General features: G+C 66.4%; 18 protein-coding genes. 13 read left to right on the top strand and 5 right to left on the bottom strand.

Translation table 11 applies throughout. From position 1 onward, the window contains the following. Nucleotides 1-96: 96 nt before the first annotated feature. Nucleotides 97-2,862 carry a [protein-PII] uridylyltransferase gene (locus tag J2Y55_RS24195; RefSeq protein ID WP_404979026.1) on the bottom strand — a complete coding sequence of 922 codons (2,766 nt, stop codon included), beginning with the start codon at nt 2,860-2,862 and terminating at the stop codon, nt 97-99. Between the two features lie 338 nt (nt 2,863-3,200). Here J2Y55_RS24195 and J2Y55_RS24190 point away from each other — a divergent pair, with 338 nt between their 5' ends. From J2Y55_RS24190 to J2Y55_RS24170, 5 genes are all read left to right on the top strand, one after another. Further along, nucleotides 3,201-4,172 carry an aliphatic sulfonate ABC transporter substrate-binding protein gene (locus J2Y55_RS24190; protein ID WP_310158618.1) on the top strand — a complete coding sequence of 324 codons (972 nt, stop codon included), beginning with the start codon at nt 3,201-3,203 and terminating at the stop codon, nt 4,170-4,172. A 15-nt stretch (nt 4,173-4,187) separates the two neighbouring features. Then, complete coding sequence (locus tag J2Y55_RS24185; RefSeq protein WP_310158617.1) at nt 4,188-5,030, top strand: ABC transporter permease; 843 nt, start codon at nt 4,188-4,190, stop codon at nt 5,028-5,030. A 12-nt stretch (nt 5,031-5,042) separates the two neighbouring features. Then, nucleotides 5,043-5,825: an ABC transporter ATP-binding protein gene (locus J2Y55_RS24180; RefSeq protein WP_310158616.1), complete on the top strand. Its 783-nt coding sequence runs from the start codon at nt 5,043-5,045 to the stop codon at nt 5,823-5,825. Nucleotides 5,826-5,940: 115 nt separating this feature from the next. Beyond that, nucleotides 5,941-6,450, top strand: a complete 510-nt coding sequence (locus J2Y55_RS24175) for an OsmC family protein (RefSeq protein ID WP_310158614.1) — start codon at nt 5,941-5,943, stop codon at nt 6,448-6,450. A gap of 253 nt (nt 6,451-6,703) precedes the next feature. Then, a complete protein-coding gene (locus J2Y55_RS24170; protein ID WP_310158613.1) occupies nt 6,704-7,705 on the top strand; it encodes an alpha/beta fold hydrolase in 1,002 nt (333 codons plus the stop codon). A gap of 44 nt (nt 7,706-7,749) precedes the next feature. Here the strand turns inward: J2Y55_RS24170 and J2Y55_RS24165 are convergent, their stop codons facing one another. After that, complete coding sequence (locus tag J2Y55_RS24165; protein ID WP_310158611.1) at nt 7,750-8,937, bottom strand: DNA recombination protein RmuC; 1,188 nt, start codon at nt 8,935-8,937, stop codon at nt 7,750-7,752. Between the two features lie 114 nt (nt 8,938-9,051). On the opposite strand from J2Y55_RS24165, the gene J2Y55_RS24160 reads away from it, so the two are divergent. The 3 genes from J2Y55_RS24160 to truA all read left to right on the top strand — a co-directional run bounded on the left by J2Y55_RS24160 (nt 9,052) and on the right by truA (nt 11,410). After that, entirely contained in the window at nt 9,052-9,573 is a 522-nt protein-coding gene (locus J2Y55_RS24160; RefSeq protein WP_310158609.1) for a peptide deformylase, read from the top strand. Between the two features lie 34 nt (nt 9,574-9,607). Further along, on the top strand, nt 9,608-10,537 hold the full coding sequence (gene fmt / locus J2Y55_RS24155) for a methionyl-tRNA formyltransferase (protein WP_310158608.1): 930 nt from the start codon (nt 9,608-9,610) through the stop codon (nt 10,535-10,537). Between the two features lie 135 nt (nt 10,538-10,672). Next, on the top strand, nt 10,673-11,410 hold the full coding sequence (gene truA / locus J2Y55_RS24150) for a tRNA pseudouridine(38-40) synthase TruA (RefSeq protein ID WP_310158606.1): 738 nt from the start codon (nt 10,673-10,675) through the stop codon (nt 11,408-11,410). Nucleotides 11,411-11,480: 70 nt separating this feature from the next. Here truA and J2Y55_RS24145 read toward each other — a convergent pair whose 3' ends face one another. The 3 genes from J2Y55_RS24145 to J2Y55_RS24135 form a co-directional block, all read right to left on the bottom strand. Further along, nucleotides 11,481-12,068, bottom strand: coding sequence for a hypothetical protein (locus J2Y55_RS24145; RefSeq protein WP_310158603.1), 588 nt, complete (start codon nt 12,066-12,068; stop codon nt 11,481-11,483). A gap of 67 nt (nt 12,069-12,135) precedes the next feature. Next, entirely contained in the window at nt 12,136-13,341 is a 1,206-nt protein-coding gene (gene dapE, locus J2Y55_RS24140) for a succinyl-diaminopimelate desuccinylase (protein ID WP_310158602.1), read from the bottom strand. Beyond that, entirely contained in the window at nt 13,281-13,766 is a 486-nt protein-coding gene (locus J2Y55_RS24135; RefSeq protein ID WP_310158600.1) for a DUF805 domain-containing protein, read from the bottom strand. Before J2Y55_RS24135 ends, dapE begins: the two co-directional genes overlap by 61 nt. A 187-nt stretch (nt 13,767-13,953) precedes the next feature. On the opposite strand from J2Y55_RS24135, the gene J2Y55_RS24130 reads away from it, so the two are divergent. From J2Y55_RS24130 to rpoN, 5 genes are all read left to right on the top strand, one after another. Next, nucleotides 13,954-14,568, top strand: a complete 615-nt coding sequence (locus J2Y55_RS24130; protein ID WP_310158598.1) for a ribonuclease D — start codon at nt 13,954-13,956, stop codon at nt 14,566-14,568. Nucleotides 14,569-14,692: 124 nt separating this feature from the next. Beyond that, the gene (gene lptC / locus J2Y55_RS24125; RefSeq protein WP_310158596.1) at nt 14,693-15,475 is read left to right on the top strand and encodes an LPS export ABC transporter periplasmic protein LptC; all 783 of its coding nucleotides are present in this window, start codon (nt 14,693-14,695) and stop codon (nt 15,473-15,475) included. Nucleotides 15,476-15,477: 2 nt separating this feature from the next. Beyond that, a complete protein-coding gene (locus J2Y55_RS24120; RefSeq protein ID WP_310158595.1) occupies nt 15,478-16,236 on the top strand; it encodes an LptA/OstA family protein in 759 nt (252 codons plus the stop codon). A 260-nt stretch (nt 16,237-16,496) separates the two neighbouring features. Beyond that, nucleotides 16,497-17,276 (top strand): LPS export ABC transporter ATP-binding protein, encoded by a 780-nt coding sequence (gene lptB / locus J2Y55_RS24115; RefSeq protein WP_310158686.1) that lies wholly within the window; start codon nt 16,497-16,499, stop codon nt 17,274-17,276. 174 nt (nt 17,277-17,450) lie between these two features. After that, nucleotides 17,451-18,980: an RNA polymerase factor sigma-54 gene (gene rpoN, locus J2Y55_RS24110; protein WP_310158685.1), complete on the top strand. Its 1,530-nt coding sequence runs from the start codon at nt 17,451-17,453 to the stop codon at nt 18,978-18,980. Nucleotides 18,981-19,094: the final 114 nt, after the last annotated feature.

The following is a 19,094-nucleotide window of genomic DNA, read 5'->3' as shown; positions in this document are numbered from 1 at the left end:
TTCCAAATAGATCGTAATTCCAGGCGGATCGGGGGCCGGCGCACGCGAAGGGCGCAACGGCGTTCCGGGCCGATATCGGGCTTGTCGCCTGCGAAATCAAGCGCGCACGGGTGCCTTGGCCTTGGCCGCAGCCGGCTTGTCGTGATCGAAGGCGAAGACGTCGAGTAGCGCTCTGCGGATGGCGAGCTGGCGCGCGGTCGAGACGATCTTCGCCGTCGTCAGGTCGGTGACATAGAACACGTCGACCGCCTTCTCGCCGAAAGTGGCGATATGGGCCGAGGCGATGTTGAGGTTGAGCTTCCCGATCGCGGTGGTCAAATCGTAGAGCAGGCCGGGCCGGTCGAGCCCCGAGACCTCGAGTACCGTGTGGCGGGCCGAGAGCACATTGTCGATGATGACCTCGGGCGCGAGCTGGAAGGTCTGGCCGCGCGGCGGCGGGGCGCGGCGCTGCGCCACCAGATCCGCGATCCTGATCTCGCCCTTCAGCGCACGCTCGATCGCAGCGGCGATCCGCTCGGCCCGGCGCAGTTCGTCGTCGTCCCGGTCGAAGGCGCGCGAGACCGAGATCGTGTCGAGCACGAGCCCATCGGTGGTGGTGAAGATCTGCGCATCGGCGATGTTGCCGCCGGCCGCTGCGCAGGCTCCGGTGACGATCGCCAGCAGGCGCGGATGGTCGGGCGCCAGGATGGTGAGCTCGGTGATGCCGCGGAACTGGTCGGTCTCGACGGCGGTCGCCGTGGTGCGGCCCTCGTTCTCGGCCTGCCGCAGGAAGCGGGCGTGCTTCTCCTGGCGGGCGAGGTCGGTCTTGATCCAGTAGGGCGGATAATGGCGGGCGAGATAGGCGTTCCGCTCGGTCTCAGGCCAATCGGCGAGTTGTTCCTTCAGCGCATCCTGCTTCTTCTCGACGCGGGCCTTGCGCTCGATCACGGAATAGCCGCCGGCGAGCACGATCTCGGTCTCATAATAGAGCGTGCGCAGAAGCTGGCCCTTCCAGCCGTTCCAGACGCCGGGGCCGACCGCCTTGATGTCGGCGACAGTGAGGATGAGCAAGAGCTTCAATCGCTCCAGCGTCTGCACGGTCGCGGCAAAGGTCTCGATCGTCTTGGGGTCGCCGAGGTCGCGGCTCTGGGCGACGGTCGACATGTCGAGATGATGCTCGACCAGCCAGGCGACCGTCTCGGTCTGCGCCTCGCTCAGACCCAGCCGGGGGCAGAGCTTGCGGGCGATCTTGGCACCGGCGATCGAGTGGTCCTCGAGCCGGCCCTTGGCGATGTCGTGCAGGAACAGCGCGACATAGAGCGCCCGGCGGTTGGCGACCGTCGGCATGATCTCGTTGGCGAGCGGATGCTCGATTTCGAGAACGCCGGCATCGATTTCCGCCAGGACGCCGATCGAGCGGATCAGGTGCTCGTCGACAGTATAGTGGTGATACATGTTGAACTGCATCATCGCGACGACGCGGCCAAAATCCGGGATGAAGCGTCCCAGCAGCCCCGACTCGTTCATCCGCCGCAGCACCGGCTCCGGCGAGCGCCGCCCGGTCAGGATCTCCAGGAAGATGCGGTTGGCTTCGGGATCGTGGCGCAATTGCGCCGTGACCAGGCGCAGCGACTGCGTCACCAGCCGGCTGGTGTCGGGGTGGATGGCGATGTCGTCGCGGCTGGCGATCTCGTAGAGCCGCAGCAGGTTGACCGGATCGCGCCGGAAGGCGTTGTCGTCGATCACGTTGAGGCGCTGGCTCTTCAGCGTGAAATCGGGATGGCCGAGTGCGCGCACGCGTTTGCGTTTGGCGAAGGAGCCAAGCAGGCGCGAGAGCGAGGCGCGCGGCTTCTGCTGGCGCGCCTCCAGCGCCGCACAAACGATGGCGGTCAGATCGCCGACATCCTTGGCGACGAGGAAATAGGCCTTCATAAAGCGTTCGACCGGCGCCTGGCCGCTGCGCCCGGCATAGCCGATCGCGGCGGCGACCTGGCGCTGGAGGTCGAAGGACAGGCGCTCCTCGGCCCGGCCGGTGATAAAATGCATCCAGCAGCGCACGCGCCAGAGAAACTCCTCCGAACGCTGGAACATCACAAGTTCCTTGCGTTCGAACAGGCCGGCTGCGACCAGTTCGCTGACATCATCGACGCGATAGGCGTATTTCGCGATCCAGAACAGGGTGTTGAGGTCGCGCAGGCCGCCCTTGCCGTCCTTGACGTTGGGCTCGACCAGATAGCGTGAGGTGCCGGCACGGCGCACCCGGGTCTCCCGCTCGGCGAGCTTGGCCTCGGTGAAGGCGGGCGCCGTGCCCTCTATCACCTCGGCCCCGAAGCGGCGCACCATCTCGTCGAAGAGCGACCTGTCGCCGATGAGGAAACGCGCTTCGAGCAGCGCGGTCCGGATCGTCATGTCGGCGCGCGCCTCGCGCATGCAGTCGTCGATCGAGCGCACGGAGTGGCCGACCTTCAGCTTCAGGTCCCAGAGCGGGTAGAGCATCGCCTCGACCACGCTCTCGCCCCAGGCGGTCTGCTTGTGCGGGAACAGGAACAGCAGGTCGACATCGGAGCCCGGCGCGAGCGTGCCGCGGCCATAGCCGCCGACCGCGACGACGGCGATGCGCTCGGATTGCGACGGGTTGACCGCCTGATAGAAATGCTCGCTCGCCGCGATATGCAGGCAGGCGACGATCCCGTCCATCGTCGCGGAGATGCGCTCGGCGCAGGCGAGGCCGTTGCGCGGGCCGGCGAGCAGATCCTTGGCCGAGGCATGGCCTTCCTCGAGCACGCCGCGCAGATGCGTCACCAGCGCCTGGCGCATCTCGGCGGTGGAGGGTTTGCCCAATCGGGCGATGAGGTTCGCGACGGCCTGGGCGGGATTCTCCAGCACCTCGGCGAGCGCGAGGCGCGGCTGATCGGCGACGGACGACACGGCGGCTCACCCTCGATTCCGGGCCATGCGGCCTCGGCCCATTGCGCTCGTTAACATGCTGACGGGATTCGCAAAGCAGATAAATTACACATCATTTTTATGTGTAATTGATAATTCAACATTACCGAATGTCGTGTTTGACAAACAGAACGAGCGGACCTAAAAGACGGATACGCGCCGATTTGAGCCAGCAGCTTGCGGGCGCGAAATAAGTGCAGCTAAAGCGTCGGGGCCAAGGGCAGGCTTGCGAGTCTGTCCCGATCCCTGCGCGTCATCGCAACAAGGGATCGATCATGAGCCTCATCACACGCCGCCTCGCCATCGCCGGTTTCGCCGCTGCTTCGCTTGCTCTGGGCGCAGCAGCCGCCTTTGCGCAGGCCCCCAAGGAAATCCGCATCGACTACGCGACCTACAACCCCGTCAGCCTCGTGCTGAAGGAGCGTGGCATCCTCGAAAAGGCGCTCGCCCCCGAGGGCATCGCCGTGCGCTGGGTCCAGTCGGCCGGCTCCAACAAGGCGCTCGAATTCCTTAATGCCGGTTCGCTCGATTTCGGCTCGACCGCGGGTGCTGCCGCCCTGATAGGCAAGATCAACGGCAACCCGATCAAGTCGATCTATGTCTATTCGCGGCCGGAATGGACGGCCCTGGTCACCGGCGCCAAGAGCGAGATCACCGCGGTCGCCGACCTCAAGGGCAAGCGCGTCGCCGTGACGCGCGGCACCGATCCGCATATCTTCCTGGTCAGGGCGCTGGCTGAGGCCAAATTGACCGAGAAGGACGTCAAGCTCGTCCTGCTGCAGCATGCCGATGGCCGCCTCGCCTTGGAGCGCGGCGATGTCGACGCCTGGGCCGGGCTTGACCCGCTGATGGCGGCCGCCGAGGTCGAGAGCGGCGCAAAACTCTTCCACCGCAAGGCGCAGGACAATACCTGGGGCATCCTCAACGTCCGCGAGGCCTTCGCCAGCGAAAACCCGGCCCTCGTGCGCAAGGTCATCGCCGCCTATGAGGAGGCCAGGGCCTATGCGCTTGCCAACCCAGCCGAGCTGAAGAAGACGCTGGTCGACTACACCAAGCTCTCGGATGCCGTGATCGAGCGCCAGCTCACCCGCACCGAGCTGACGCATTCCAGCATCGGCCAGGCGCAGGCCGATACGATCATCGCCGCCGGCCTCGCCCTGAAGGAAGCCGGCGTGCTGCCTGCGACGGCCGATATCAAGGCGGTCGTCGACGATCTGCTCGATCGGCGCTTCGCCGCGACGAACTGAGGCGGTCGAGGCGCGATGAGCACGCTGGAGATCGCGGCTGGGACCGAGGCGAAAACTCCGGGTTCGCCAGGCGCCAGATCTCGTCGCCCCAGCTCTCGTCGCCTCGGTCTCGCCGGCTGGCTGCTGCCGATCGCGCTCGCCGCGCTCTGGGAGCTCCTGGTCCGGGCCGGCATCGCCAATGGCCGGCTGATGCCGCCGCCCAGCGTGGTTGGGCGGACGCTCTGGGGCCTGGCGGTCTCGGGCGAGCTCCTGACCCATGTTACGGCGACGCTCTGGCGCGTCGGCGCCGGCTTCGGCCTGGGCGCGGGCGTCGGCACGGTGCTGGGCGCATTGACGGGCGCGCTGCCTGTCGCACGCGGCCTGCTCGACCCGACGCTTCAGGCGCTGCGCGCGATCCCCTCGATCGCCTGGGTGCCGCTCTTCATCCTGTGGTTCGGCATCTTCGAGGCGTCCAAGGTCGCGCTGATCGCGGTCGGCGTGTTCTTCCCGGTCTATCTCGGGGTGGCGGCCGCGATCCAGGGCATCGATCGCCGGATCGTCGAGGTCGGTCGCGTCTTCCGGCTCGGTCGGCTCGCCATGGTCCGGCGTGTCCTGCTGCCGGCGATCCTGCCGGCCTGGTTCACGGCGCTGCGCTCAGGGCTGGGCCTCGGCTTCATGTTCGTGGTCGCCGCCGAGATCATGGGCGCGAGCGAGGGCCTCGGCTACCTGCTCGTGGACGGCCAGCAGCTCGGCCGCCCCGACACCATCATCGCGGCCATCATCAGCTTCGCCGTGCTCGGCAAGCTGGCCGACGGGCTGCTGCTCGCCATTACGCGGCCTTTCCTCGCCTGGCAGGATCTCGGCCGCGACACGCTCTGAAAGGCATCCCCGATGCTGAGCTTCGAGACCCTCTCGAAAACCTATGCCGATGGCACACACGCCTTGTCGGCGATCACCGCCAGCGTGGCGGCGGGCGAGATCCTCGCCCTCGTCGGTGGCTCTGGCTGCGGCAAGACCACCTTGCTGCGCTTGATCGCGGGCCTCGACCGGCCGAGCGCCGGGCGCATCCTGCTCGATGGCGAGGCGATCCTGGAGCCGCGCGCCGATGTCGGCGTGATCTTCCAGGAGCCGCGATTGTTCCCCTGGCTCAGCGTCACCGACAATGTCGCCTTCGGGCTTTCGCATCTCTCCGCCTTCGAGCGCGAAGGGCTGGTGACCAATGCGCTCGTCCGCGTCGGGCTCGCCGGCCATGAGAAACGCTGGCCGCGCGAGCTTTCCGGCGGCCAGCAGCAGCGCGTCGCCATCGCGCGGGCGCTGATCACCCGGCCGAAGCTGCTGCTGATGGACGAGCCGTTCTCGGCGCTCGATGCGACGACGCGGGCGAGCCTGCACGGCCATCTGCTGGCGCTCTGGGAGGAAAGCCGGCCGACCGTGGTGATGGTGACGCATGATGTCGAGGAGGCGGTGACGCTGGCCGACCGCATCATCGTGATGCAGCCCAAGCCCGGCCGCATCTTCGACGAGCTCGACAATCCGCTGGCCCGCCCGCGCGACCGGCTCTCGCCCATCTTCGAGGCGAGCAAGCGCGAGGTTTTGCGCACGCTCGACCGTTCGCTGAGGGACGAGGAGCCGCAGCAGCACAAGACCGCCGAGACAGCGGGGATGTGGTGGTAGGATGCCGCCCAGTCTTGCGACAGCCGCTCTGGCCTGATCCGGTCGGCAGCACTATCTGCGACGGGCATCGTCGCTTGTCCCAAGAAGCGATGTTTATCTTGAGAAGGTTGAAACCATGGACGTCACAGCCCTGCGCGCCCTCCAGGCCCCGCTCAAGGACCAGTATCGCGAGACGCCCGATGCGGCCGTCATCACGCTGAAGGCGCGGGGCGAGCTCGACGACCAGCATATCGCCTGCAAGGTCGAGACCGGCCGCGCCATTGCGCTTGCCGGCCTGCACCCGGCGACGGGTGGCTCGGGGGCCGAGCTCTGCTCCGGCGACATGCTGCTCGAGGCGCTCGTTGCCTGCGCCGGCGTGACGCTGAAGGCGGTCGCGACCGCGCTCGAGATCGAGTTGAAGAAGGGCACCGTCCGGGCCGAGGGCGATCTCGATTTCCGCGGCACGCTCGGCGTCGCCAAGGACGCCCCCGTCGGCTTCAAGGCGATCCGCCTCTCCTTCGATGTCGAGACCGACGCCCCGCAGGAGAAGCTCGACACGCTGCTGAAGCTGACCGAGCGCTATTGCGTGGTGTTCCAGACGCTGAACGTGAAGCCGGAGCTCTCGGCGGCGCTGAACCGCGCCTGAGGTTAGCCAGGATCTGTCGGCGCGCTCCGGCTTCTGCAGCGTTCGCTCAGCGGATCGTCATCCGGGGCGGGCGAGATGGCGGCAGCGGGGTAGGCCTTCGCAGACTATCAAGGCGTCCGCATCTCTCGATCACGTCGCATTCAGACGGTTTCGCCCGAATGCGACGTGATCGATTCTAAAAATTTGAGAGCATTGCTCCAGCGAAAAACCGGGGCCCACTTTTTCGGGCAATGCTCTAACGGAAGGACGCCCCATGCGTATCGCCACCGCTACCGCCATTCTGCTCGCCCTGGCGGCGCCGGCCAGCGCCCAGCAACCGGGTATTGCCGCTTACGGACCCCGGCTGGAAGGCTTCGACTATGCCTATCCGGTCAAGATCCACGGCTTCACCTCGCAGCACCAGCCGCTTGAAATGGCCTATCTCGACATTCCGGCGAGCGGCCAGGCGAATGGTGAGCCGGTCATGCTCCTGCATGGCAAGAATTTCTGCGCCGGAACCTGGGAGGCGACCATCAAGCTCCTGACGCAGGCCGGCTACCGCGTCGTGGCGCCCGACCAGATCGGCTTCTGCAAATCGTCTAAGCCGGCGGGCTATCAGTTCAGCTTTCAGCAATTGGCAGCCAATACGGCGGGGCTGCTGAAGGAGCTCGGCATCCAGCGCGCCATCATCGTGGGGCATTCAATGGGCGGCATGCTCGCGGCCCGCTATGCGCTGATGTATCCCGGGACGGTCGAGCGCCTCGTGCTGGTCGATCCTCTCGGGCTCGAGGACTGGCAGGCAAAGGGCGTTCCCTATGCCACGCTCGACGCAGCCTTTCAGGGCGAGCTGAAGGCGAGCTTCGAGAGCATCAAGGCCTATCAGCAGCGCTTCTATTACAACGGCAACTGGAAGCCCGAATACGACCAATGGGTCGCGATGCTCGCGGGGATGTATGCCGGCGACGGCAAGCAGGCGGTCGCCTGGAACCAGGCGCAGACCTCGGACATGGTCTTCACCCAGCCGGTCGTCCAGGAATTCCCGAATATTCAGGTGCCGACGACCCTGATGATCGGCGGCAAGGACCGCACCGCTCCGGGAGCCAACCGCGCCTCACCCGAGTTGCAGAAGACGCTCGGCCTCTATCAACAGCTTGGACGGGAGGCGGCCAAGTCCATTCCCAATGCGCGGCTCGTCGAATTCCCCGAACTCGGCCACTCCCCGCAGGTCGAGGCGCCCGAGGAGTTCCACAAGGCGCTGCTCCAAGTGCTCAAGTAAGAAGTTGCTCAAGTAAGGGTCAGAGCGCCGGCGAGGCGCCAGGCTCACTCCGCCGCGGCCTTCAGCGCCAGCCCCTTGGCGAAGGGCAGCGCCGGCTCGGCTGTCTTGGCGTCGTCGAACTCAAGCGCGCCGATCCTCTCGCCGCGGCTGGCGATCTTGCCGGCCGAGGTGCGGATACCGGAGACATCCTCCTGGGCCTGGCGGAAATGCTGGTCGAGTTTTTCGGCCCGGTCGCCGAGGCGGCGCACATCGACGAGCAGCTTGCCGACCTCGGACTGGATGACCTGGGCCTCCTCGCGCATGCGGGCGTCGCGCACCAGCGACTGCATCAGCTGGATCGCGAGCGCCAGCAGCGAGGGCGAGACGATCATGATCCGGGCGCGATGCGCCTTCTGGATCACGTCGTCGAAATGCTCGTGCAGATCGGCATAGATCGATTCGGACGGCACGAAGAGCAGGGCCAGGTCCTGGGTCTCGCCCGGCAGGAAGTAACGCTCGGCGATGTCCTTCACATGCACGCCGACATCGTTGCGCACGCGCACGCCTGCGGCCTTCTTCGCCTCGTCGCCGCGCGCCTCGCGCAGCAAGGTGAAGCTTTCCAGCGGGAATTTCGCGTCGATCACCAGGCCGCGCCCGTCACCGGGCAGGGTCACCATGCAGTCGGGCCGCTTGCCGTTGGAGAGCTGGGGCTGGAAGGCGAAGAAGGCGGCGGGCAGCCCGTCGCGGATGATCGCCTCCATGCGGCCCTGGCCATAGGCGCCGCGCGCCTGCTTGTTGGAGAGCACGTCCTTCAGCGTCACCACTTCGGAGGTCAGGTCGGTCAGGTTCTTCTGGGCGGAGTCGATGACGGCGAGCCGCTCCTGCAATTTGCCGAGGCTCTCGGAGGTCTGGCGGACATTCTGCTCCAGCCCGGCGCCGACCTGCTGGCGCAAGCCATCCATCCGCTCGGCGACGAGGCGGGCGAGATCGCCCTGCCGCGTCGAGAGGATCTCGGCCATCGACTGCAGGCGACCTGACAGCTCCGCCTGGTTGCGGTTCATTTCGGCGACCTTGTCGTCCATCTCGCGGGCGCGCTCAGCCGCCATCGCGGCCTCGAGCGCGCGCCGCGAGGCGCCGCGCCAGGACGAGATGACGACCAGCACGAGCAGCAGGAGACTCAAGCCCGCGAAGCCGAGCGCGGCCTCGGCCCAGGTCACGGGGCGGTCGAGCAGGATGAAGGCGATCTCTTTCATCGGAACAGCCTAGCAGATTTAGGGGATAATTTCGAACGAAAGCGGAACAGTTTGACCGCCCGCGCACAAGTGCTTATGTCGCGGCAACCTCGAAAAATTCCGCGCAGAGCCCCCATGGCCATTCGTCCACTCGTTATCCTGCCCGATTCCGTCCTGCGCCAGGTCTCCGCGCCGGTCGATACGATCACTCCCGAGATCAAGACGCTTGCCGCCGACATGCTGGAGACGATGTATGACGCGCCCGGCATCGGGCTCGCCGCGATCCAGATCGGCGTGCCCAAGCGCATCGTGACGATCGATCTCTCGAAGAGCGATGACGAGGAGAAGGTCCCGATGGTCTTCGTCAATCCGGAGGTGATCTGGACCTCCGAGGAGACGAATGTCCATGAGGAGGGCTGTCTCTCGATCCCCGAATATTACGAGGAGGTCGAAAGGCCCGCTGCGATCAAGCTTCGCTATATGGATCTGGACGGAAAGACCCAGGAGATCGCGGCCGAGGGCCTGCTCGCCACCTGCCTGCAGCATGAGGTCGACCATCTCAATGGCGTGCTGTTCATCGATTATCTGTCGCGGCTGAAGCGTGAGCGTGTGACCAAGCGCTTCGCCAAGGTCGCCAAGCGCGAGAGCGCGGCGTGAGTGCGAAGGCGACGGTTGGGGTCATGTTCAGCGTATGAGTTTGCGCGTCATCTTCATGGGCACGCCCGATTTCGCCGTGCCGACCCTGACCGAGATCATCGGGCAAGGCCACGAGGTCGTGTCCTGCTACACCCGCGCCCCGGCGCAGGCAGGCCGGGGGCTCGATCTCAAGCCCTCGCCGGTGCAGCGCGCCGCCGAGCGCTTCGGCATCCCTGTTTTCACGCCCAAGACCCTGAGGTCGGAGGAGGCCGTCGAGACCATCGCCTCGCATCAGGCGGATGTCGCGGTCGTCGTCGCCTATGGCATGATCCTGCCCCAGGCGATCCTCGATCTGCCGGAGCTCGGCTGCCTGAATCTGCACGCCTCGCTGCTGCCGCGCTGGCGCGGCGCGGCCCCGCTTCAGCGCGCCGTCATGGCCGGCGACGCCGAGAGCGGCGTCTGCGTCATGAAGATGGAAGCGGGCCTCGACACCGGCCCTGTCGGCATGGTTGAGAGCTTGGCGATCGGCCCGGACATGACGGCCGGCGAATTGCACGACCGGCTGGCGCCGCTCGGAGCGGATCTGATGGTGCGCGCGCTGGCGGCACTCGGCCGTGGCGGCTTGCGCTTCACGCCGCAGCCGGAGGAGGGCGTGACCTATGCCGCCAAGATCGGCAATGCCGAGGCGAAGCTGAATTGGGCGCGTCCGGCCAAGCAGGTGCATGACCTCGTGCGCGGTCTCTCGCCTTTTCCCGGCGCCTTCGCCGAGATCGATCTCGGCAAGGGCCCGGAGCGATTGAAGATCTTGCGCACGGCGCTGGCGGGCGGGGCGGCCGAGCCCGGCACCTTGCTCGACGGCGAGGGCACCGTCGCTTGCGCGGAGGGCGCGGTGAGGCTGCTGCAGGTCCAGCGCGCCGGCGGGCGGCCTGTCACCGGGGCGGAATTCCTGCGCGGCGCCAGGTTAGAGCCCGGCGGTAAGCTCTGACATGGCAGCATTTCCCACCACGTCATCGCGGATCGGCGCGGCGGAGCCTGTCCTTGGGCAGGCCGAAGGCCGGACCCAAGGGCCGCTTGCCCGGGATGACGGCGCGCATGATGGTTTGCGGGGCGCTCGATTCTGATGCCGCGCTACAAGCTCGTCATCGAATATGACGGCACGCCGTTCTCGGGCTGGCAGCGCCAGCTCAACGGGCCGTCGGTGCAGCAGAGCGTCGAGGAATCGATCGAAGGCTTCTGCGGTCATGCCGTGCGCCTGCATTGCGCCGGCCGCACCGATGCCGGGGTGCATGCGACGCATCAGGTCGCCCATGTCGATCTCGACAAGGACTGGCGCAGCGACGTCGTGCGCGACGCGACCAATGCGCGGCTGAAGCGCCTGCCTGTCGCTGTCATCAGCGCCGAGATCGTGCCCGGCGATTTCGACGCCCGCATCTCGGCAAAGCGGCGCTATTACATCTATCGCATCCTCGACCGTCGCGCCCAGCCGACGCTCGATCGCGACAGGATCTGGCATGTTCCGGTCAGGCTCGATCATGAGGCGATGGACCGCTCGGCCAAGGCCCTGCTCGGCCATCACGACTTCACCACCTTCCGCGCCGCCGAATGCCAGGCCAACAGCCCGATGCGCACGCTCGACCGCTTCGATGTCCGGCGCGAGGGAGCCGAGATCGTGGCCTATGTCCATGCCCGCTCCTTCCTGCACCATCAGGTCCGCTCCATGGTCGGCTGCCTGAAGATGGTCGGGGCCGGGCGCTGGCCGGAAAACAAGCTCGGCAAGGTCCTGGCGGCGCGCGACCGCTCGCAATGCGCGGCGCTGGCGCCGCCCTCGGGGCTGTATCTGGCGGGCGTGGATTACTAGAGCATTGTGCGGAAACGTGATCTTGGGCCGTGTGCCGCTTAGGCGTGTTTCCGAGCCAGGTTAGCCGGCGCTAAAATCCCCACAGCCCCAGCAGCCGCGCGAGGCCGAGCTGGCCGAGGAAGCTGGCGCAGACGATCGTCAAGGCGAGGCCATGCTCCGCGCCGAGCGTCACCTTGGCGGCGGCGTAGCGCAGCCGCGCCACGATCACCGCGAAGGCGAGCCATTGCATCGCGGCGATCTCGGGCGTCGACCAGCCGATCGCGTGCACGGCGGCCGGGATCGCCAGCAGGCCGGCCGAGAGGATCTCCGTCCAGTTCCAGGCGATGATGAAGCCCGACAGGGCAGGGGAGCGCGTGAGATGCGGGGCGAGCGCGACGAGCAGCGCCGGCACGCAAAGGAAGGCGGCGGCCTGCGAGGCGATGACGGCGATCACCAGCGGCGCCGAATGAAACAGGCCATCGCTGTTGGGGAGGCCGGCGATGTTCCGTTCGGCCGCGAGCACCGCGACCATCGCCGGCAGCGTCAGCACGGCTGCGCCATAGGAGCGCAGGAAGCCTTCGCTCGACAAATCGAGTTCGGGCAGCGCCTTGGCGCCTTGGGACATCAGACGCCACGAGCCGCGCAGAGAGCGCGCCACATCATCGGCAGCAAGCGCCATGGCCGACACTCCAATATCAACCTTAGACTTTCGTCTAAGGTTGATATTGGCATGCCGATCGGGATGGTCAAGGTTTATGTTGCGGTGCAAAATAGCTGTCGAGCAGCCTGTGCGTGATCCGCTCCAGCGCCGTCAGGTCCGCTACGGCGACGCGCTCGTCGATCTGGTGCATGGTCTGGCCGACGACGCCGTACTCCACCACCGGGCAATAGTTCTTGATGAAGCGGGCGTCGGAGGTGCCGCCGGTGGTCGACAGCGCCGGGCGCTTGCCGGTCTCGGCCTCGACCGCGTCCGCGACCATGGCGACGAAGGGGCCGGGCTCGGTCAGGAAGGCGACGGCGTTGGTCGGCTGGACGGTCAGCTCGTACCGCACCAGGTTGCCGGCCGCCTCGCGCAAACGCCGCTCGATCTCGGCAGCGAGTGTCTCCGGGGTCCAGCTGTCGTTGAAGCGGATGTTGAACACGGCCTTGGCTTGGGCCGGCACGACATTGCTCGACGGATTGCCGACGTCGAGCGTCGTGACCTCGAGATTGCTCGGGTCGAAATGCGTCGTGCCGCCATCGAGCGGTGTCGCATCGAGCGCCGCCAGCAGCCGCACCATGCCGCGAATCGGATTGTCGGCGAGGTGGGGGTAGCCGACATGGCCCTGTTTGCCGTTGACCGTGAGCTTGCCGGTCAGCGAGCCGCGCCGGCCGATCTTGATCATGTCGCTCATGCTCGCGGGATTGGTCGGCTCGCCGAGCAGGCAGTGGTCGAAGCGCTCGCCGCGCTCGTGCGCCCAGGCCAGCAGCTTGACCGTGCCGTTGATGGCCGGGCCTTCCTCATCGCCGGTGATCAGGAAGGCGATCGAGCCGGGCGCCTGCGGGTTGTCGCGGCGGAAGCGCAAGGCGGCGGAAATCATGGCGGCGAGGCCGCCCTTCATGTCGCAGGCGCCGCGCCCATAGAGCACGCCGTCGACGATCTCCCCGCCGAAGGGATCGCGCGTCCAGGCCTCGGCGTCGCCGACCGGCACGACATCGGAGTGGCCGGCGATGGCGAGGACGGGTCCCTCCGTGCCGATGCGGGCATAAAGGTTCTCGATATCGGGCATGCCGTCCGCGCTGAAGACGGGACGGTGTACGCTGTAGCCGGCCGAAGCCAGCACGGCTGCGAGCAGCGACAAGGCGCCGCCCTCCGCCGGCGTCACCGACGGGCAGCGCACCAGCGCCTTTGTCAGGGCGACGGGATCGGTTGGGTCGAAGGCGAGGAGGGGTGTGTCGAGCTCTTGGTCCATGCTCTCGCTTTAGCATCGGCCGCGGCCTCCGCAACCCGCTCGTCGTCATGGGCGGAAGGCAGCATCCCCAGATCGACGAGAGCGACCAGCCAGGCAAGCAGCGCGATCGTGTCGAGCGAAGGCCCCCAGACATAGGATGACAGGACCAGCTTGAGCTGGCCGGGCAGCACTATGGCGCAGACCAGCAGGATGCCGAACAGCGACGTGCCGCCACGATCGGTCGAGCGCTTGGCCGCCAGCGCGGCCCAGGGAAACAGGGCAAAGGCATTGGCGAAGGCGATGATCGGGCCGGCATGTCGCCCGGCGAGAACAGGCGCGCCATGCTGGATCGCGAGAAGCATCAGCGCCACCAGCGCGCTGCCAAACCAGAAGCGGCTAAGGCCGATGCGTCCGTCGAAATCGGTCAGCAGGCGGAAAAGGGACATGGCGAGGCTCCGATTCTGCGTTTCTGGCATGCATCGGCGGGTGGAGGAAGTTTATGGTGAATAGAAGGTTAACGCGGAAAAGGCTTGAATGGCGCTGGCCGCGCCGCTAGCTGCGGAGCGGCTGCCGCAGTGAATGCGTCAGTCAGGTTTCACGGGGCGCTTGCGCCGCTAAAGCGAGGTTTGCGCCATGACCATCCGTTTCCATCGCGGTGACCTGCCCGACGGCTTCGTTGCCGGCCCGAGCGTCGCGATCGATACCGAGACGCTCGGCCTGAACCCGCATCGCGACCGGCTCTGCGTGGTGCAGCTTTCGCGCGGCGACGGCACCGCCGATGTCGTGCAGATCCTGAAGGACGGCGAGAAGCCGGCGAACCTGATCCGCCTGCTCACCGATCCCTCGGTGCTGAAGCTGTTCCATTTCGCCCGCTTCGACGTCGCCGTGCTGCGCCAGGCCTTCGGCGTCGTCACCGGACCGATCTATTGCACCAAGATCGCCTCCAAGCTGACGCGCACCTATACCGACCGCCACGGCCTGAAGGATCTGGTCCGGGAGCTGTTGGGAATCGAATTGTCGAAGCAGCAGCAATCCTCGGATTGGGGCGCCGACACGCTGAGCGAGGCGCAGCTTACCTACGCGGCGTCCGACGTGCTGCATTTGCATGCGCTGCAGGCACGGCTGGATGCGATGCTGGCGCGGGAGGGCCGCACCGAGCTGGCGCAGGCCTGTTTCGGCTTCCTGCCCCATCGCGCCGAGCTCGATCTCGCTGGCTGGGCGGAAAACGATATCTTCGCGCATACTTGACAAATTCTAAGTCATCCAGCGTCTGTCTGGAGCAAAGCAGGCGGCGCGAGGGGCGCGATGCTGCCAGGCTGGTGACACGAAAAAGCCGTTAGCGACTGCCATTGCGCGAGGCATGACTGTGGCTATGACATCGAATGACTGGACGGGGCCGTCCTCAGGGAACGCCGCCCACCGGCTGGCTGCCTTCAAGGCGGCGCGCCGGCATACGCTATTGGTGCGCCTGCTGCGCCGCGCCATCCCGATCACGGCGGTCGTCGCGGTGCTCGGCCTGGTCGTGGCGCCATTCCTGAATCCGTTGCGCGGCCTGGCGAATGTGTCGCTCGGCGCGGTCGGCATCTCGAACGGCAAGGTCAAGATGGAGACGCCCAAGCTTTCGGGCTACCGCAAGGATAACCGGCCTTATGAGGTCAATGCCGAGGCCGCCTTGCAGGATATCCGCAACCCGACGCAGGTCGAGCTGATGATGCTGAATGCCCGGATCCAGATGGAGCGTGAGGGCTGGGTCACAGTGACGTCGCGGACCGGCTTGTTCGATACGCAGAAGGAAAAGCTTCAGCTTGTCGATGATGTCCATGTTCGCACCGAAACCGGCTATGACATCCACATGCGCACCGCCGATATCGACTTCAAAGGCGGCACGGTGGTCTCGAAGGAGCCGGTCAAGGTCAATCTCGGCACGACCACCATCGATGCCGATACGCTCGATGTGAAGGATAATGGTGCGCTGATCGCTTTCCAGGGACACGTCCGTGCGGTTATCGTGAATGCTCCGGCCGGCACGCTCGCCGGCCCCGAACGTCAAGGCAGCACGCCCATGCCGGAACTGCTGGCGCCACGCCAGGCTGTTCCGGCAGACGGCGCGGCGGCATCGCCCGCTGGCCTTCCCGACACCGAAACGAGACAGTGAACATGCGCCAAGCGTCAAAGCTTCCCGGAACGATTGGCAAGGTCGCCATGGCCGGCAAAATGGCCCTGTTCGTCCTGACTGCCGCGCTTGCCTTTGCCGCCCTGGTTCCCGGGGCCGCTCAGGCGCAGGGCAAGAAGGCCCGTAGCGGCGGCGATTCGGCGCTCGGCGGCCTCGGCGGCGACAGCAAGGAGCCGATCAAGATCGACGCTGACAAGCTCGATGTGCTCGACAAGGAGAATCGGGCCATCTTCACCGGCAATGTCGTGGCGGTGCAGGGCGAAACGACGGTGCGTTGCACGGTGATGACCGTGTTCTACGAGGGTCGCAACGGTCAGCAGGGTGGCGCTGGAGCCGCCAAGGCGACGGCTTCGACTGCGGCGCCCGCTGCCGCACCCGCCGCTGCGCCGTCGGCCGGCGGCAACGCGAATGACAGCAGCATCAAGCGCATCGAATGCAAGGGGCCGGTCACAGTGGTCTCCAAGACTCAGGCCGCGACCTCGGACAATGCAGTCTTCGACCGCGCCAACAATGTCGTGATCATGACCGGCAATGTCGCGCTGAACGACGGCCCCAACATCACGCGCGGCGAGAAGCTGACCTACAACACCGTCACCGGCATCGCCAATGTCGAGAACAAGACCGGCCGCGTGCAGGGCTTCTTCGTGCCGAACTCGACCGAGGGCGGCAAGAACGAGGCCGGCAAGACCACGCCTGCCAAGCCGGCAGCCGGCGGCGCGCGCCCTGCCACGCCGACGAACTAGAGCATTTCCGCGTTTCTCCGAATCGCGGAAATGCTCTATATCCTTGTTTTAACGCGTTTTCTTCACGCGAATCGGTGTCCACTTCGCTCGAAAACGCTCTAAGAACCGCTTCGCAAAGACCAGCTCACGGGGCGCCGGCCCCTCTCCGTTCCCAGACCAGGCCAGCGCTCGCAGTGACCATTTCCGACACGCCGCAAACCGATCTCTCTCAGGCCGTCATGGCGCGCGGCGGGCTTGGCCTGTTTGGCCGCATTCGCGGCATGTTCGGCGCACGCGAGCGGACTGACACCACGCCGGCCGCGGCAGCGATCGGCGGACCGGGCGTGCTCGCCGTAAGCGGGCTGCGCAAGAGCTATGGCGGGCGCACGGTCGTCTCGGAGGCGAGCCTGTTCGTGCGGCAAGGTGAGGCCGTTGGCCTGCTCGGCCCCAACGGCGCCGGCAAGACCACGATCTTCTACATGATCACCGGGCTCGTTCCCGCCGATCTTGGCGTCATCTCGCTCGAAGGCAACGACATCACCGATTTGCCGATGTACCAGCGCGCCCGGCTCGGTATCGGCTATCTCCCGCAGGAGGCCTCGATCTTCCGGGGGCTGAGCGTCGAGGACAATATCCGCGCCGTGCTCGAAGTGGTCGAGCCCAATCGCAAGGCGCGCGAGCGCCAGCTCGACCAGCTGCTCGAGGAATTCAACATCGCCCGGTTGCGCAAGGCGCCTTCGATCGCACTGTCAGGCGGCGAGCGGCGACGCTGCGAGATCGCGCGCGCGCTCGCCGGCAAGCCCTCCTTCATCCTGCTCGACGAGCCTTTCGCCGGCATCGACCCGATCGCGGTCGGCGACATCCAGGCGCTGGTGCGGCAATTGACTGATCGCGGCATCGGCGTGCTGATCACCGACCACAATGTCCGCGAGACGCTCGGCCTCGTCGACCGCGCCTATATCATCCACTCCGGCCGCGTGCTGACGGAAGGTTCGCCGGCCGAGATCATCGCCAATCCCGATGTCCGCCGGGTTTACCTGGGCGAGGATTTCCGGCTCTGAGCCGCTGAGACCGGGTGATTCAGCCGCGATCGCGGTTTCATGCTGCAGCGCATTAACTTCGCTGCTCAATGCCGAGGCAAGGGCTTTGACGCGCCGCTCGCGCGCCGCTAGGCTCTAGCCACAGGCAAGAAGCGTGCCGAAATGGCGCGCTGGCATGAAAGGGTGACGAGCGCAATGGCGATGATGCCGCGCATGGAGCTGCGCCAGGGCCAGTCCCTGGTGATGACGCCGCAACTCCTGCAGGCGATCAAGCTTCTGCAATTGTCGCATCTGGAGCTGCAGAGCTTCGTCGAGGGCGAGCTTGAGCGGAATCCGTTGCTGGAGCGCGACGATGTCACGGAGGGGCCTCTGCGCGCCAATGGCGGCGACGGGCCGCTGGCTGTCGATGCCGAGACCTTTGCCCGCTCGGAGAGCCTGAACAGCCAGGAAGGCATGGAAAACCGGCTCGGTACCGGGCTCGACAACGTCTTCCAGGGTGAGCAGCCCAGCGTGGCGCGGCTCGACACGCGCGGCGCCGATTCCCTGCCGATCATCGGCGGCGCCTATGGCGGCTCCGGAGGCTCCTTCGAGGAGGGGCCGGACGGTTTCGAGAGCGGGCTGACGGTGGAGGCGTCCCTCCATGATCATCTCAGCACCCAGCTCGATCTGGCGGTCACTGATCCGGCGGACCGGATCATCGGCCGGCATCTGATCGATGCGGTGGATGATTCGGGCTATCTCGGCGAACCGGTTGCGGAGATGGCCGAGCGGCTTGGCATCACGGTGGCGCGGATCGAAGGCGTCCTGAGCATCGTCCAGGGCTTCGACCCTTCAGGCGTCGCGGCGCGCGACGTCTGCGAATGCCTCTCGATCCAGCTACGTGACCGCAACCGCTTCGACCCGGCGATGCAGACGTTGGTCGCCAATCTCCATCTCGTCGCCAAGCGCGATTTCGCGGCGCTGAAGCGTATCTGCGGCGTCGATGACGAGGACATCGCCGATATGGTCGCCGAGATCCGGCGGCTCGATCCCAAGCCCGGACGCGGTTTCGGCGGCTCAACGGCCGAGACGGTGGTGCCCGACGTCTTCATTCGCTCGGCGCCTGACGGCTCCTGGCTGGTCGACCTCAACCCCGACACGCTGCCGCGCGTGCTGATCAACCAGACCTATCATGCCCGCGTCTCCAGGGCGGCGCGCAGCGATGAGGACAAGGCCTTCATCGCCGAATGCCTGCAGACCGCTAACTGGCTGACGCGCTCGCTGGAGCAGCGCGCGCGCACCATCCTGAAGGTCGCCAGCGAGATCGTGCGCCAGCAGGACGGCTTCTTCGCCCATGGCGTCGAGCATCTGCGGCCGCTGAACCTCAAGACGGTGGCGGACGCCATCGGCATGCATGAATCGACCGTCTCGCGCGTGACCTCGAATAAATATCTGATCTGCTCGCGCGGCGTTTTCGAGATGAAGTATTTCTTCTCGGCCGCCATTGCTGCGACCGGCTATGGCGAAGCGCATTCGGCCGAGGCGGTGCGCTTCCGCATCAAGCAGATGATCGACGACGAAACGCCGGCCGACGTGCTCTCGGACGATGCCATCGTCGCCAGGCTCAAGGCGGGCGGCATCGACATCGCGCGGCGCACCGTCGCGAAATACCGCGAATCGCTGCGCATTCCCTCATCGATGGAGCGCCGCCGCGAGAAGGTCGCGATGGCGATGGGCGGTCGCTGAGCCGCCGTCCGGGGTTTTTCGCTTCCGTACCTTCGCGAACTCCCGCTGCGGCATCACGCGATTCCAGCCGCGTCCCAAGGTGAGACTGTCAGGATGAGACTGCCGTGCCAGGCT

This window comes from Allobosea sp. BE125, from assembly GCF_031456075.1.
GTDB lineage: Bacteria > Pseudomonadota > Alphaproteobacteria > Rhizobiales > Beijerinckiaceae > Allobosea.
Note: the sequence above shows the minus strand (reverse complement) of the source record. Positions and strands in the feature narration are given on the sequence as shown.